General features: G+C 42.7%; 17 protein-coding genes. 12 read left to right on the top strand and 5 right to left on the bottom strand.

What is annotated here, in order from left to right; translation table 11 throughout:
* The first annotated feature begins 229 nt into the window (after positions 1-229).
* Both FAX86_RS03380 and FAX86_RS03375 read left to right on the top strand, forming a co-directional pair.
* Positions 230-1,129, top strand: a complete 900-nt coding sequence (locus FAX86_RS03380; RefSeq protein ID WP_144391920.1) for a cation diffusion facilitator family transporter — start codon at positions 230-232, stop codon at positions 1,127-1,129.
* Positions 1,130-1,153: 24 nt separating this feature from the next.
* Complete coding sequence (locus FAX86_RS03375; protein WP_144391919.1) at positions 1,154-1,771, top strand: transglycosylase SLT domain-containing protein; 618 nt, start codon at positions 1,154-1,156, stop codon at positions 1,769-1,771.
* Between the two features lie 27 nt (positions 1,772-1,798).
* Here the strand turns inward: FAX86_RS03375 and FAX86_RS03370 are convergent, their stop codons facing one another.
* The gene (locus FAX86_RS03370) at positions 1,799-2,524 is read right to left on the bottom strand and encodes a DUF6901 family protein (RefSeq protein WP_144391918.1); all 726 of its coding nucleotides are present in this window, start codon (positions 2,522-2,524) and stop codon (positions 1,799-1,801) included.
* A gap of 308 nt (positions 2,525-2,832) precedes the next feature.
* On the opposite strand from FAX86_RS03370, the gene glyA reads away from it, so the two are divergent.
* The 10 genes from glyA (at position 2,833) to FAX86_RS03320 (ending at position 10,736) form a co-directional block, all read left to right on the top strand.
* A complete protein-coding gene (gene glyA, locus FAX86_RS03365) occupies positions 2,833-4,086 on the top strand; it encodes a serine hydroxymethyltransferase (RefSeq protein WP_144393182.1) in 1,254 nt (417 codons plus the stop codon).
* 57 nt (positions 4,087-4,143) lie between these two features.
* Entirely contained in the window at positions 4,144-4,599 is a 456-nt protein-coding gene (gene nrdR / locus FAX86_RS03360) for a transcriptional regulator NrdR (RefSeq protein ID WP_144391917.1), read from the top strand.
* Positions 4,600-4,626: 27 nt separating this feature from the next.
* Positions 4,627-5,739, top strand: a complete 1,113-nt coding sequence (gene ribD, locus FAX86_RS03355; protein ID WP_205859095.1) for a bifunctional diaminohydroxyphosphoribosylaminopyrimidine deaminase/5-amino-6-(5-phosphoribosylamino)uracil reductase RibD — start codon at positions 4,627-4,629, stop codon at positions 5,737-5,739.
* 33 nt (positions 5,740-5,772) lie between these two features.
* A complete protein-coding gene (locus tag FAX86_RS03350) occupies positions 5,773-6,423 on the top strand; it encodes a riboflavin synthase (protein ID WP_144391916.1) in 651 nt (216 codons plus the stop codon).
* Between the two features lie 66 nt (positions 6,424-6,489).
* A complete protein-coding gene (gene ribBA / locus FAX86_RS03345; protein ID WP_144391915.1) occupies positions 6,490-7,611 on the top strand; it encodes a bifunctional 3,4-dihydroxy-2-butanone-4-phosphate synthase/GTP cyclohydrolase II in 1,122 nt (373 codons plus the stop codon).
* Between the two features lie 83 nt (positions 7,612-7,694).
* Complete coding sequence (gene ribH / locus FAX86_RS03340) at positions 7,695-8,159, top strand: 6,7-dimethyl-8-ribityllumazine synthase (RefSeq protein WP_144391914.1); 465 nt, start codon at positions 7,695-7,697, stop codon at positions 8,157-8,159.
* A complete protein-coding gene (gene nusB / locus FAX86_RS03335) occupies positions 8,159-8,590 on the top strand; it encodes a transcription antitermination factor NusB (protein ID WP_144391913.1) in 432 nt (143 codons plus the stop codon). The genes ribH and nusB overlap by 1 nt, the downstream gene beginning before the upstream one ends.
* Before the next feature lie 8 nt (positions 8,591-8,598).
* The gene (gene thiL, locus FAX86_RS03330; RefSeq protein ID WP_144391912.1) at positions 8,599-9,570 is read left to right on the top strand and encodes a thiamine-phosphate kinase; all 972 of its coding nucleotides are present in this window, start codon (positions 8,599-8,601) and stop codon (positions 9,568-9,570) included.
* Positions 9,571-9,603: 33 nt separating this feature from the next.
* The gene (locus FAX86_RS03325; protein WP_144391911.1) at positions 9,604-10,098 is read left to right on the top strand and encodes a phosphatidylglycerophosphatase A family protein; all 495 of its coding nucleotides are present in this window, start codon (positions 9,604-9,606) and stop codon (positions 10,096-10,098) included.
* Entirely contained in the window at positions 10,062-10,736 is a 675-nt protein-coding gene (locus FAX86_RS03320; RefSeq protein ID WP_144391910.1) for a retropepsin-like aspartic protease family protein, read from the top strand. Before FAX86_RS03325 ends, FAX86_RS03320 begins: the two co-directional genes overlap by 37 nt.
* Positions 10,737-10,760: 24 nt before the next feature.
* Here the strand turns inward: FAX86_RS03320 and glsB are convergent, their stop codons facing one another.
* From glsB to FAX86_RS03300, 4 genes are all read right to left on the bottom strand, one after another.
* On the bottom strand, positions 10,761-11,675 hold the full coding sequence (gene glsB / locus FAX86_RS03315; RefSeq protein WP_144391909.1) for a glutaminase B: 915 nt from the start codon (positions 11,673-11,675) through the stop codon (positions 10,761-10,763).
* A 276-nt stretch (positions 11,676-11,951) separates the two neighbouring features.
* Positions 11,952-13,811: a 1-deoxy-D-xylulose-5-phosphate synthase gene (gene dxs / locus FAX86_RS03310; protein ID WP_144393180.1), complete on the bottom strand. Its 1,860-nt coding sequence runs from the start codon at positions 13,809-13,811 to the stop codon at positions 11,952-11,954.
* Positions 13,812-13,849: 38 nt separating this feature from the next.
* A complete protein-coding gene (ispA, locus tag FAX86_RS03305) occupies positions 13,850-14,740 on the bottom strand; it encodes a (2E,6E)-farnesyl diphosphate synthase (RefSeq protein WP_144391908.1) in 891 nt (296 codons plus the stop codon).
* 2 nt (positions 14,741-14,742) lie between these two features.
* A complete protein-coding gene (locus tag FAX86_RS03300) occupies positions 14,743-14,994 on the bottom strand; it encodes an exodeoxyribonuclease VII small subunit (protein WP_144391907.1) in 252 nt (83 codons plus the stop codon).
* Between the last annotated feature and the right edge of the window lie 119 nt (positions 14,995-15,113).

The following is a 15,113-nucleotide window of genomic DNA, read 5'->3' as shown; positions in this document are numbered from 1 at the left end:
AGAACTCAGCGTGTTTTCTTTTAATGATATTTGCGATGGTAAATACGAATTTAAGTACAAGTTGTTATACAGGTTGATAACATTTAATAGAGTAGTTTTTAGTTAATGCTGTTTTTGTCTTGTACTAAAATCACTCGTCGAGTAATTTAAGCAATTATTCAAATCAAGTAATCGTTTAAGTTCAAGTTGCATATTGAATATTTAACGAAAAATGGCTCGTTAAGGTGTTATGACAGAACACGCACATACACATCATCATTCAAATAATGAGAGTGCGCTGAAAAAAGCGTTTTTTATTATTTTAACGTTTATGTTTGTCGAAGCTGCAGGTGGTATTTGGTCGGGCAGTTTGGCCTTGCTTGCCGATGCGGGACACATGTTGACTGATGCCGCGGCTTTAGCAATGGCTTGGATGGCTTTTGTTGTGGGGCGGCAACCTCCTGATAAAAAACATTCGTATGGTCATCAACGGTATCAAGTTCTCGCTGCATTTGTGAATGGCTTATTTTTGTTATGCATTGTAGTGTGGATTGCTTATGAAGCATTCGAAAGGTTTCAAAATCCGCGCACAATAGATGTTCCTGTGATGCTGAGTATTGCTGTGCTTGGGCTAATAGTTAACATGGTCACTTTTAAAATGTTGCATTCTGGTGAGTCCGATAATCTCAATATTCGTGGTGCACTGTTGCATGTCATTGGTGACTTGCTGGGATCGGTAGCTGCGATTATTGCCGGAGTTGCCATTTATCTATTCGGCTGGCTATGGGTTGATCCCGCATTATCTCTTGTTGTTGCTGCTTTGATTTCGCGCAGTGGCGTTGTTCTGATTAGAGACTCTGTGCATATTTTATTGGAGGGAGTGCCGCAACATATTGATGTGGAAGAAGTGCGCGCGCACATTCAATCGGCAAATCCTGAAATTGAAAATGTTCATCATGTGCATACTTGGAGTCTGAATAATGAGCAAATTCTAATGACAATGCATGTTAGAATTCACGATAATATAGAGGTGGATGGCGATAAATTGTTAAAAACTATCCATCGAATGTTAGAAGAACGATATAAAGTTACTCATGCGACTGTACAGGTTGAGCAAAATTTTTGCAGTAGTCAGTTAGAGCAGGCATAAAGAACCAATAATCCTAAGTACCGAATGAAAATATCCAAATTGTTTTTGAACTATTTAGCTAGCTTGGCAGGAGTCTTTTTATTGACTTCCTGTGCGACTTACCGACCTTCGAACACAAATAACCTGTGTGAAATATTTCGAGGTGAAACCGACTGGTATGAGGCGGCTGTTGAGTCCAATGAAACTTTTGGTACGCCAATATGGGTTATGATGGCAATTATGCATCAGGAATCTCGATTTCAACATGATGTGAGAGCTCCGCGAGATTATTTATTGTGGGTTATTCCATGGGGCTACAAATCGTCGGCTTATGGATTCGCGCAGGCAAAAGATGAAGTTTGGGGAGAGTTTCGCGAAGAGTTTGACTCTGGTGCCGATCGAGATGATTTTTATGATGCGATTCATTTTATTGGGTGGTACACACACAAAACCCAACGCCGATTGAATATTTCCAAGTGGGATGCCTATAACCAATATCTTGCTTATCATGAGGGACGAGGGGGCTACAGTCGCAAAACCTATGAAAAAAAATCTTGGTTGATGAAAGTGGCAAACAAAGTAAAACGACAAGCTGGAATTTATAACGATCAATTAAAATCTTGCAAAGAAGAACTCGACGATGCTATCGATGGTTGGTTTTAGAAACAACGCAAGGCGTTGACTTCAAAACTAAAACTTAAAGTCATAATTGCCCTTGTCTAGATTTAAATAGACCGCAAATAGATCTCTGATCTCAAAAAGGGACTCTTCAATCATGTCTGGGATGACACGAGTGTACATATCGAGATCGACAATAGCATTGAGGGAAGTATCGGTTTTAGTGGCTTCACGAAGACGCCCACCAATACCCTGATTTACTGTACTAATATTGTCATAGATTTTATTCAAACCGCGCAGACTCCAATCCGCAGGTTGGTCATTTTGATCTTTGAAATATTGTGCCAGTAAATACATAGACACTACGCGGTAGATTGTCTCTTTTTCGTCGGAAAGAGGTAAATGAAACCGAGCCATGGGACGAAAATATGCAGTGTGAGGGCAACCACTCGTCGCCATAACCAAACCAATGAATGCGGTCATCGCTTTTTGTGCATTCGTGGTTTGAGATACCATGCGTTGCGAATTCTTTACTTGGACTTTTACCTTATCGAAAGATTGCAATTTATCGAACATTTGAGTGTATTTAGATAAGTGCTTGGCCACTGGGCAGTGAGGAACTTCCGTTGGTTTGAGTGGACAATTAGAACATTGTTTGTAGCGAAGTTTGGTCCACTCTGGGAGATTCTTATTGTCACCTTCTTTCAACACGAGAGAGTTTTCATCGAGTTGCAAACCTACTGTTTCAATATCATTGTCTGCCAATTGAAATCGGTAGATGATGTTGTAGTAGCTCATGGGAATTCCTCGAAAAATTGGCTTGTATTCAATTGCCTGCGCTCAATTGAATACTGACGGTGAAAATAAGCCATTGTTAAAGTTTAGTCGAAGCGCTGAGAATATGCTGAGGATTAAGGCGAACTACTTCACTAATCCGGCTAAAAAAGCATCACATATAACAACGAACAGAAGAATTTCAATTCGTGCTATCAATTATTTCAATCGGGACTAATTAATTCGAATAAGCGGACGACATTAAGTTTTGGTTTGGGTAAAATGCGTGCAAAGTCCAAACCTTGAATTGAAAAGAGAAGTTGTCCATGAGCATGTTACAAAACACATCATCGATCGCCGAGTATGATCCCGAAATTTGGAAAGCGATAGAAGATGAGCGTGCGCGACAAGAAGCGCATATTGAGCTTATCGCCTCCGAAAACTATACCAGTAGCCGAGTAATGGCAGCTCAGGGGTCTTGCCTGACCAACAAATATGCCGAAGGGTATCCTCATAAGCGGTACTATGGTGGGTGTGAGTATGTGGATGTTGCAGAAGATATAGCGATTGAGCGATTGAAGCAGTTATTTGGTGCTGATTATGCCAACGTGCAACCACACTCTGGTTCACAAGCCAATTCAGCCGTTTACATGGCCTTATTAAAGCCAGGTGATACCGTGTTGGGTATGAGCTTATCTGATGGCGGCCATTTAACGCATGGTTCACCAGTTAACTTTTCGGGCAAAATTTATAAAGCAGTTCAATATCCAGTCAACGATGAAGGCTATATCGATTATGAGCAGGTTGAAGCCTTAGCAAAAGAACACCAACCCAAAATGATTGTGGCTGGTTTTTCTGCATATTCTCGAACGGTCGACTGGGCTCGTTTTCGTAAGATTGCAGATGAAGTCGGTGCTTATTTAATGGTTGATATGGCGCATGTTGCTGGATTGGTTGCCGCTGGTTTGTATCCTAATCCTGTCCCGCATGCAGATGTTGTGACATCGACAACTCATAAAACTCTGGCGGGGCCAAGAGGTGGAATTATTTTGGCAAGAAGTAACCCTGATTTGGAAAAGAAGTTTAATTCTTCTGTTTTTCCGGGGAATCAGGGTGGACCATTAATGCACGTCATCGCGGCAAAAGCGATAGCATTTAAAGAAGCTCTGGGTGATGAGTTTAAAGAAACACAAAAGCAGGTTATTAAAAACTCTCAAGCAATGGTGAAAGTGATCATCGAGCGAGGATACAAAATCGTTTCAGGCGGTACCGATAATCACTTGTTCTTGATGGACTTAATTGATAAAGATATCACGGGCAAAGACGCTGAAGCGGCATTGGGCAAAGCTCATATAACGGTTAACAAAAACACCGTGCCAAATGAGCCGCGCTCTCCATTTGTTACCAGTGGATTGAGAATGGGTACTCCAGCAATCACTACTCGCGGTTTTAAAGAGCAAGAAGCTGCCATGCTAGCTGGCTGGATTTGTGATATTCTCGACGACATCAATAACGAAGAAGTCATTCAGCAAGTTAAAGACAAAGTCGCTAAACTTACCGCTGAATTTCCAGTTTATAAAAACTAGGCTGTGTTCGGGCGTCTTGGGGCGCCCTTAGTTACAACCCCAATACTGAGGAATATCATGCACTGCCCATTTTGCTCCCATTCGGATACCAAGGTGATCGATTCTCGTTTAGTTAGCGAAGGTGGTCAGGTTCGTCGTCGAAGAGAATGCGCGGCATGTGGCGAGCGATTTACCACATTTGAATCTGCCGAATTGATGATGCCGCGTGTTGTGAAGAGCGATGGTTCTCGCCAACCGTTTGATGAAGACAAGCTTAGAGCTGGCATTATGCGAGCTGTTGAAAAACGCCCGGTAAGTGTTGAATCTCTAGAGAAAGCAATTCTGCAAATTAAATCAACATTACGTGCTACAGGCGAACGCGAAATCGAGGCGAAGCTGCTGGGAGAGTTAGTCATGGAAGCTCTTAAAGAACTCGACCAAGTGGCTTATGTTCGGTTTGCGTCGGTCTACCGTCGATTTAAAGACGTTAAGCAGTTCAGTGATGAGATCAACAAACTCAACTCTTCTAATTAATTATTAACTCCGCGAAACGGCATTTTTATGGCTGAATTTTCTGCATTCGACGCGAACATTATGGCGCATGCTTTGCGGTTAGCGGAGAAAGGCATCTTTTTAGCTCGCCCCAATCCTCGAGTGGGCTGTGTCATCGTTAAAGATGAGCAAATTATCGGTGAAGGTTTTCATCAGGCTTTTGGCGAAGCACACGCAGAGGTCAATGCTTTACGTCAGGCCGGAGACGGTGCTAAAGGCGCTACGGCTTATGTCACGTTAGAACCTTGCGCTCATCATGGTAAAACACCTCCCTGTGCACAAGCTCTAATTGATGCTGGAATCTCCGAGGTTATTTGTGCCATGCGCGATCCAAATCCGCGCGTTGATGGTGGCGGCTTTCACATGTTGAAACAAGCCGGCATTGCTGTGAAATATGGATTAATGACGCAAGAAGCTGAGTTACTTAATCCGGGATTTATTAAACGTATGACTCAACGCAAACCTTGGGTTCGAGTGAAAGTTGCTATAAGTGTCGATGGTCGAACGGCCATGGCCAGCGGAGAGAGTCAGTGGATCACCGGAGAACAGTCTCGGAGGGATGTACAGCGATTACGTGCCAGACACGATGCGATAATTACCGGCAGCGGCACTTTGGCACTCGACAATCCATCGATGAATGTTCGTCTCAATGAGTTGGGTGAAGAATTTGAAAAAAAAGCTTTCTCGGCTTTTCGACAACCAGTACGTATTCTTATTGATCGACAAGCTCGTGCGAATCTATCACAACGCTTCTTTTCTATTGAGTCGCCCATCTGGTGGGTTGGCGATAAACATCCCGATGTTAATCTGCCTGAGCATGTTGAACGTAAACAGGTGCCTGGCAGTGGAAAAGAGTTTTTAAGCCAGTTATTAACTTTATGCGCAACAAACGAGTGCAATGAAGTGCTAGTGGAAGCTGGAAGTATTCTTGCAGCCGAATTTATTAAGGCGCAGCTAGTGGACGAACTTATCATTTATATGGCGCCAAAACTGATGGGCAGTCAGGCTCGTCCGATGGCTCTGTTGCCATTTGACACAATGGAGCAAGCTTTGACGCTGTCGCTCAGTGACTGTCGCCATTTTGGTGACGATATTCGTTTAACTTATCGGTTTAAAAGTTAGATTTTATCGACCATTATCGAAAGAGAAATTTGAATGTTTACAGGTATTATTGAGGCTGTCGGTTCCATCGAGAGCATTGAGTCAAAAGGTGGCGATAAACGATTCAAAATTGCTACGGGTAAACTGGATATGAATGATGTTGCCTTGGGTGATTCAATCGCTTGCAACGGAGTCTGTCTGACGGTTATTGATTTTGGCACTCATTTTTTTCAAGCCGATGTATCCGGCGAAACTATCGCATTGACCGGATTTAAAAACTATCAAGCGGGACAACCATTGAACTTGGAAAAAGCATTAACGCCTACCACTCGCTTAGGAGGTCATCTGGTCAGCGGTCATGTTGATGGCATTGGAAAAGTTGTCAATCGCTGGGAAGATGCTCGGTCTGTTCGATTTGTCATTGAAGCGCCTCAAGAGCTGGCTCGTTATATTGCACATAAAGGCTCCATTACCGTCGATGGAATCAGCTTGACCGTTAACAAAGTCAATGGCAATCAGTTTGAACTTAATATTGTGCCGCATACGTTACAAGAGACTATCATGTCAAACTACCAGGTCGGTACTGAGATTAATCTGGAGGTTGATCAAATCGCACGGTATTTAGAGCGACTGATTCAATATTCAGGCGATAGCGCCGGCGAAATAAGCAAAGATTTGTTAGCAAAGTCTGGATTTATTAAATAATCGGCTCGAAGGCTGGTATAATCGTGCCCCTTATTTCACACCCTAACCAAAAAAACGGCGATTTTAATGGCATTAAGTACAATTCCTGAACTGATTGAAGACATTCGCCAGGGCAAGATGGTTATATTGATGGACGACGAAGATCGTGAAAACGAAGGCGATCTCATTATGGCTGGAAGCCTGGTACGCCCGGAAGATATCAACTTTATGGCACGTTATGGCCGCGGACTCATTTGCCTGACTTTGACGCGAGAACGTTGTCAGCAGCTGAATCTTTCTCTTATGGTTCAGCAAAATGGTGCTCAGTTTTCTACTGCATTCACAACGTCTATCGAAGCAGCCGAAGGTGTTACGACCGGAATTTCTGCCGCAGATAGGGCGCGTACGATTCAAGCGGCGGTAGCAGCAGAAGCCAAACCATCCGATCTTGTTCAACCGGGTCATATATTTCCGCTCATGGCACAGCCCGGTGGTGTGCTTAATCGAGCGGGTCATACAGAAGCTGGTTGTGATTTGGCAAAGCTCGCGGGACTTGATCCTTATGCGGTAATTGTTGAAATTTTAAACGAAGACGGTACTATGGCGCGCCGACCTGATTTAGAGGTTTTTGCTAAAGAACATAACCTCAAGATGGGTACTATCGCTGATTTAATAGAGTATCGGACTTTAAACGAAAAAACGGTAGATAAAATTAGCGAATGTGAGTGGCCAACGCCCTACGGGGACTTTCGTTTACACACCTATCAAGATTCAATTGATGAGGGTGTTCATTTCGCATTAGTTAAAGGCGAAGTTGAAGAAAATAAACCAACGATGGTTCGAGTGCATGTTGCAAACGTATTAACCGATTTATTGCACAAGCAGCGCGGCAAATTATCCAGCTGGACATTAAATCGGGCAATTGAGCGAATTGCGAAAGAAGGTAACGGCGTTATCGTTATCATCGATAATCAGGAAACTAAATCGTCACTGTTAAATCGACTTAATCGATATCAACAAGAAGATACTGGTGTCGAGTCACCTCGTGCAGATGATAGTGCTGCTTTACGAAATGTGGGTGTTGGCTCGCAGATCTTGGCTGATTTGGGGGTTCATCAGATGCGTTTGTTGAGCCCAGAAAAGAAATATCATGCGCTATCTGGATTTAAACTCGAAGTCGTTGAGTACATCGAAGATACAGAACAGTAATTTTAGCACTAAGAGGGTTTCCTCAGTCTAAAATTGAAAGTTAAAAAGTTTAAGCGGAAACCGCTCATAAATAGGAACATTTTATGAAAACTTATGAAGGCCAATTAATTGCCGGAAAATCCAAGTTTGCGATTCTGGTTGCGCGTTTTAACAGCTTCATTGTTGAAAGCTTGTTAGAAGGTGCTATTGATACTTTGAAACGTCACGGTGTAGACGAAAAAAATATTGAAATATACCGAGTTCCCGGTGCTTTTGAAATGCCGATAGCTGCTAAGCGAATTGCTGCCAAAAAACAGCACGATGCCATCATTGCTCTTGGCGCCGTTATTCGAGGTGGAACACCTCATTTTGATTACGTCGCTGGAGAATGTACTAAGGGATTGGCTCAAGTTTCTTTAGATGCCGATGTTCCTGTTTCTTTTGGTGTACTGACTGTCGATAGTATCGAGCAAGCAATCGAGCGAGCAGGTACAAAAGCGGGTAACAAAGGTGGTGAAGCGGCAATTACTGCGCTTGAGATGGTTAATTTGTTCGAGAGTTTGAATTAATGGCGTTGAAACCATCACAAAGACGTAAAGCACGGCATTATGGTGTGCAAGCTATCTATCAATGGCAAATGTCTGGCTCTGAATTGGCAGACATAGAGAATCAATTTATCGAAACCATGAATACCAATAAGGTCGAGGTACCTTATTTTCTGGAGTTAGTTCGTGGTGTATTAACGGGCTTGACCAATTTCGATCAAGAAATAGCGAAACACATTGATCGTGAAGTTGAAGATATTGACCCGGTTGAGCGTGCAATTTTACGACTAGCGGTTTGGGAGTTGTCAGAGCGACAAGACATCCCTTATCGAGTGGTCATAAACGAGGCTTTAGAGTTGGCGAAAGTTTTTGGCGCAGAAGATGGACACAAATATGTGAATGGTGTTCTGGATAAAGCTGCTAGAAATTTGCGACCACTCGAACTTCGAAAATAAGGATATCTATGGCGTTATCTGAGTTCAATTTAATTGAGCGTTTTTTCGTGCGCGATAATCCCCAGCGAAAAGATGTTGTATTAGGAATTGGCGATGATTGTGCTTTGCTAAACGTACCCGAAGGGCAAAGTTTAGCGGTTTCAATGGACACATTGGTCGAAGGCGTTCATTTTTTGCATGAAACCGCAGCTGCTGATGTAGCTGCAAAAGCAATGGCTGTTAATCTAAGTGATTTAGCAGCGATGGGCGCAGAGCCAGCGTGGATTACTCTATCTTTATCCATACCAAAAATCGATTTGGGCTGGTTACAAGCCTTTTCTGATAGTCTGCATGAGCTGTTGGTTCATTATGGTTTACAGGTTGTTGGTGGTGATACAACTCGCGGACCCTTATCGATTACTATGCAAGTGCATGGATTTGTTCCCGAAAATGTTGCTTTGCGTCGCTCTGGTGCTGAAGCTGGCGATGTCGTTTGCGTTACTGGTACGTTGGGTGATGCATCGCTCGGTTTGCAAGTTGCTGAACATCAGTTGGCTGCGCATGGGGAATATCGAGATAGTTTGCTCGACAAATTTTATCGCCCCCAAGCGAAAGTTGCTGCTGGTATTGCACTCAGAAGTCGGGCGACTGCTGCGATTGATATTTCAGACGGACTCGTTGCCGACCTTGGACACATTTGTAAAGCCAGCCAGGTTGGCGCGGTTATTTCTGCAGAAAAGCTTCCAATATCCGAGGCAGCTAAAAAAGTAACGAATCCCGATCGCGTTTTAGAATGTGCACTAACCGGCGGCGAAGATTATGAATTGTGCTTTACGATAAAAGAAGATGACGTCAGTAAAGTGCGTTCTGCTTTAGAAACGGTGGGTGTTGCTTGCTATGAAATTGGTCGAGTAACCGGCAAAAGTGATGTTCGTGTTTTTAAAGATGGCGAGCAAATTACACTGACAAAAAGTGGCTTTGATCATTTTGCTGCAGCATAAGTGTATGCTGAAACTAAGTTGAGATAGATTTTAATGTCTTTGACCAACAAACAAATTTTATTGAATCCCATTTATTGTTTGGCATTTGGACTCGGCACTGGATTGTCTCCTAAAGCACCGGGGACTGTAGGCACTGTCATCGCAATTCCGCTTTTTTGGGCGATAGCTCATTGGCCGATTTGGGCAATGTTGTTATTGATAGTTGCAATGACACTCATTGGGATCTATTTGTGTGGAGAAACGGCCCGAGCACTGCATATGCACGACCATCCCGGGATAGTTTGGGACGAAATTGTTGGTTATTTGATAGCGATGCTGCCTTTGTCTGGTGATTGGCGAGCCATTATCCTCGGATTTGTTTTATTCCGTTTTTTCGATATTGTTAAGCCATGGCCAATTGGAGCAATTGATAAGGCGGTAAAAGGTGGGTTGGGTATTATGCTCGACGACATCATTGCTGGATTAATGGCTGCATTAGTCGGTGGGTTAGCATGGCATTACGCAAGTGTTTATCAAATCTTATTTTAATTCTTTTCGTTAGTTTAAGTGTTAACGCTGAAGAGTTATCGATTCATGTTCAGGGACTTTTTAAGAATACGGCCATTGTAAAAATTAATGGTGTTGATCGTGTCTTGAAAGTGGGAAAAGTCTCGCCTGAAGGTGTCGAGTTGCGTTCCGCTAATTCTCGTGAAGCCATCATTCTGTTTAAAGGCAAAGAGCGCCGATTAACCATGGGGTCATCAGCGTCTATTGGATTCAATGCTGCTAGTGAGGAAGAGAAAGATGTGGTATCGAGTAAAATGGTCACTCTTTCTCGTCAGCTAGATGGAATGTTTCATGCCAGTGGAACTATCAACGGAACTTCTGTTAATTTTTTGGTCGACACAGGCGCTTCTACAATTGCGATGAACCATCTAACGGCAAATCGAATTGGTATTCCGTATAGAGTTAAAGGTAATGAAATTTCTGTTGTTACTGCATCTGGAGTTGTTGAGGCCTATCGAGTTTACTTGGATAAAGTGCGGATTGGTGATTTAGTAGTGAATAATATTGAAGGTGCTGTACTTGTTGGTGAGCAACCGGACAAAGTTTTACTTGGTATGTCTTTCCTTAACAAATTTAAAATGCAGCAAAATGGCAATCAATTGGTTATTGAAACAAACTAATTCAAATTAAGAGAGTCTGTTAATTTAAAAAATAGAAATTTCGAGTGCCCCGGTTAGACGTTCAAGCAGTTCAAATCCTGCCAACGAGTTTCCCGTTTTATTGAGTTCTGGCGACCAAACACACAAACTAAACTTCCCCGGATAGATGGCTACAATTCCACCTCCAACACCGCTTTTTCCTGGTAATCCGACACGAAATGCGAACTCCCCAGCTTCATCATAAAGCCCACAGGTTACTAGCAAAGCATTAATTCTTTTACATTGTTTCGTTGTGATTAATGCTTTTCCAGTGAGAGTTTTTCCTTTATTGGCTAAAGGTAATGTCGCACGTGCAAGGTCGACACAGCTCATTTCAATGGCGCAATGGTGGGCGTAACTTTCTAAAACTTTCTCGACAGAGTTTTCGAAGTTATCAAAAGCTTTCATCAGATATGCCATTGCAGCATTACGAGCTCCATGTTTTATTTCAGAAATGGCAACCCGGTGATTTACTTTAATCGAATTATTATGGGAAAGTTCTTTTAAGAGTGATAGTAATTGAAAGTTGGGTGTTGAACAGCGGGACTCCAGCTGGTCACAAATTTTAAGTGCTCCAGCATTAATAAAAGGATTTCTAGGGATACCGTGTTCAGACTCCAGTTGAACTAAAGAGTTAAAGCGTAAACCGGAAGGATCACGTCTCACCCCTTTCCAGATTGCTTCGCCATAAATCTTCATTGCTTGAATTAAAGTGAATAACTTACTGATACTTTGAATGGAAAATGGTATATCGGCATCACCTGCTTTAAAAACTTTGCCATCGAGATCGGCGATGGCAACTCCTAGTTGATTAGGATTAATATTGGCTAGCGCTGGAATATAGTTTGCCACCTGTCCTTTTCCAATTGAAGGTAAGGTTGCTTGGAGTGTTTCATTCAATACTTTAGAGAGATTATCCATATATCGATGATAAACTTTTTTGTAAATGAATACTCAATTCAATTTATATAGAAGAGTAGAGTCGTGATATTTTTGATAATGATTTATCTGTGAAATTCTGTATTAGTCAGTATAGTTCAAGATTGAAATTTATCTGTTTGAGCTGCTGAAGAGAGTCGTTAATCGTCTAGAGATAATAAGGAAATTTAAATAGCTAACAAGTGAATCGCGGCGATATATCGGCCGCGTCTTCTCTTAACAAATAATCATAGTCGCTGTTTTAAATCGACGTTGCTTTTAATCTAAAATCGAGCGTATTGTCATAAATAATTTATCGGCAGTTAAACCTGAGCGTTCTAGTAAGTCGGCAGGATCGCCATGTTCGATAAAACGATCTGGTATACCAAAGTTTTTAACTTTCACAGAGAGTTGTTGTTGAGCTATAAATTCATTGACGGCGCTTCCTGCTCCGCCCATAACTGCATTTTCTTCAAGTGTAATAAACCAATCATGGGACTCTGCCAGTTCTTCGAGAATAGACGTATCGAGTGGTTTTATAAAGCGCATATCAACCAATGTTGCATCGAGTTCTTCGGCTACTTTTTGGGCTTCTGTTAAAAGCGCACCAAAATTTAAAAGTGCGACTCTTTGACCTTTTCTTATTGTTCTTGAGCATCCGATTTCTATCGTTGAGAAATCTTCTTCAACGTTGATGCCCGGTCCAGTACCACGAGGGTAACGAACAGCAACAGGGCCTTCATAATGATAACCTGTTGTTAACATTTTTCGGCATTCTTGTTCGTCGCTCGCGGCCATAACAATCATGTTAGGAATACAACGTAAATAACTGAGATCGTACGCGCCATGATGTGTTGCACCGTCGCCGCCAACAAGTCCACCACGATCAATGGCAAAAAGCACGTCCAGATTTTGAATGGCGACATCGTGAATGAGTTGGTCGTAAGCTCGTTGTAAAAATGATGAGTAAATAGCAACGACAGGCTTACTTCCCTCGCACGCAAGTCCCGCAGCTAAAGTAACCGCGTGTTGTTCAGCAATACCGACATCAAAATAGCGTTCTTTGTATTGCCGGGAAAATTCAATTAAGTCTGACCCTTCTCTCATTGCAGGAGTAATTCCAACCAAGCGCTCATCTTGCGCTGCCATGTCACAAAGCCATTGGCCGAATATATTAGAGTAAGTTAATTTTTTCTTGCCTGATGGTAGCTTATTATCTTTTGGATCAAAAATAGGAACGCCGTGGTAAGCAATAGGGTCGTTTTCCGCCGGAGCGTAGCCTTTTCCTTTTCGCGTCACGATATGTAAGAACTGCGGGCCTTTAAGATTTTTCATATTTCCTAATGTATCCAGAAGTACATCAAGGTTATGACCGTCGATCGGGCCAATATAGTTGAAGCCAAGTTCTTCAAATAAGGTGCCCGGTAGCATCATGCCTTTCATATGTTCTTCGACACGGTGCGCCCATTCTGAAATTGCAGGCATGTTTTGCAGAACCTTTTTGCCACCTTCTCGAATAGATGAATAAAATTTACCGGATAATATTTTTGCTAAATAATTATTCAATCCGCCGACATTCTCAGAAATTGACATATCATTGTCGTTGAGAATAACTAGCATGTTCACATCACAGTCGGCTGCGTGATTCATGGCTTCAAACGCCATACCGGCTGTCATAGCTCCATCACCAATGACCGCAATAGCCTGGCGATTCTCGCCTTTCTGTTTTGCTGCTAATGCCATTCCGAGAGCCGCGCTGATTGACGTACTTGAGTGGCCAACCCCGAAAGTATCGTACTCGCTTTCACTACGCACCGGAAATGGGTGTAAGCCATCAGTTTGACGAATGGTTTCAAGTTGATCTCGCCGCCCGGTCAAAACTTTATGTGGGTAAGCTTGGTGGCCAACATCCCAAACAATGCGGTCATCGGGAGTGTTGTATAGATAATGCAGCGCAACAGTAAGCTCTACTGTTCCAAGTCCTGCTGCAAAATGGCCGCCGCATCGACTAATGGTGTCGATAAGGTATTGTCTTAACTCGTTGGCAACAACTTTCAGGTCATCTGTATCTAGCTGGCGCAAATCCTCAGGCGAGTTAATATTAGCCAAAATGGGATAGTTGCTTAAAATTGCATTCATTCGGGATGAAAACTCCTGATCCAGGCAATGTTCAATCATTACCGGTCCCGTTCGATTATATGTTGGGCGAACTTTCGTAAAAGCTCGCTATTATACGGCAACTTAGCCAAGGCTTCTAACGCTAGTTGATATTGCTTGTAGGCATGTTCTTTAGCGCCCTCAAGACCTAACAGAGATGGATAAGTAACTTTATTGGCTGCAACATCTGAACCCTGCGGCTTACCCAGAATTTCGGTATCGCTTTCAATATCAAGGATATCGTCTCTAATTTGAAATGCCAGACCAATCGCCTTACTGTACTCTTTGAGCGCCAATATTTCTTTTTCTGTCTTTTTTTCGCTACCGAAATACCCCATCAAAACAGAGGCTTCGATTAGTGCTCCTGTTTTCATGAGATGCATTTGTTCCAATTTATCAAGCGCTAAGGTTTTTCCAGTTGATGCTAAATCAATCGCTTGACCCCCACCCATACCTAGCGAGCCAGATGCGAGCGAGAGTGTCGAGAGCATTTTTAATTTATTGTCAGGGCTAATCTGTGGCGATTGGTCGTTGATTAAGACATCGAAAGCCAATGTTTGTAATGCATCGCCGCATAAAACGGCTGTCGCTTCACCAAATTGTATGTGGCAAGTGGGTAATCCTCGTCTCAGGTCATCATCGTCCATACAGGGTAAATCATCGTGGACTAATGAGTATGCATGGATGAGTTCGACTGCTGCGGCTGCATTATCTAGGGACTCAGGATTGGCTCCACACATCAATCCTGTCGCATAGACTAATAATGGGCGCGTTCTCTTGCCCGGATTTAATGCACTATAGCGCATCGCCTCATGCAGTTGTGTCGGTTGCAAGTCGTTTGAAGGAATCAGCGTATTTATATGGTGTTCAACACGTTCCCGAAAATACGGTTTAAACTGCTCAAAATCCATAATTAATCAGCGTCTTCATCTTCGTTGATGTCGACATCTAAATCGACAAGCTCTTGTTGTTCAGATAAAACCTGAATGCGCTGCTTTGCTTTTTCCAGCAGTTGTTGGCAGTTTTTAGTTAGTTTTACGCCTTGCTCAAACTGTTTCAATGCGTCCTCTAAAGGCAAGTCGCCTTCTTCCATCGCTTCGACAATCGTTTCGAGCTCTTGAAGTTGAGATTCGAAGGTCTTTGCTGATTGTTTTTTAGTCGCCATAATTGCTGTTGACCGTTCAGTCTGGTTTTCTGTGGCGGTATTCTCTCTCAATTTTTGGTTGAAGAAAACTCTCAAACGCCAAACCCCCAGTTTGAGATTAAGTATGAATGATTATTCTT

Origin of the sequence: Pleionea sediminis (genome assembly GCF_007570825.1) — a bacterium.
GTDB classification, from domain to species: Bacteria; Pseudomonadota; Gammaproteobacteria; order Enterobacterales; family Kangiellaceae; genus Pleionea; species Pleionea sediminis.
Note: the sequence above shows the minus strand (reverse complement) of the source record. Positions and strands in the feature narration are given on the sequence as shown.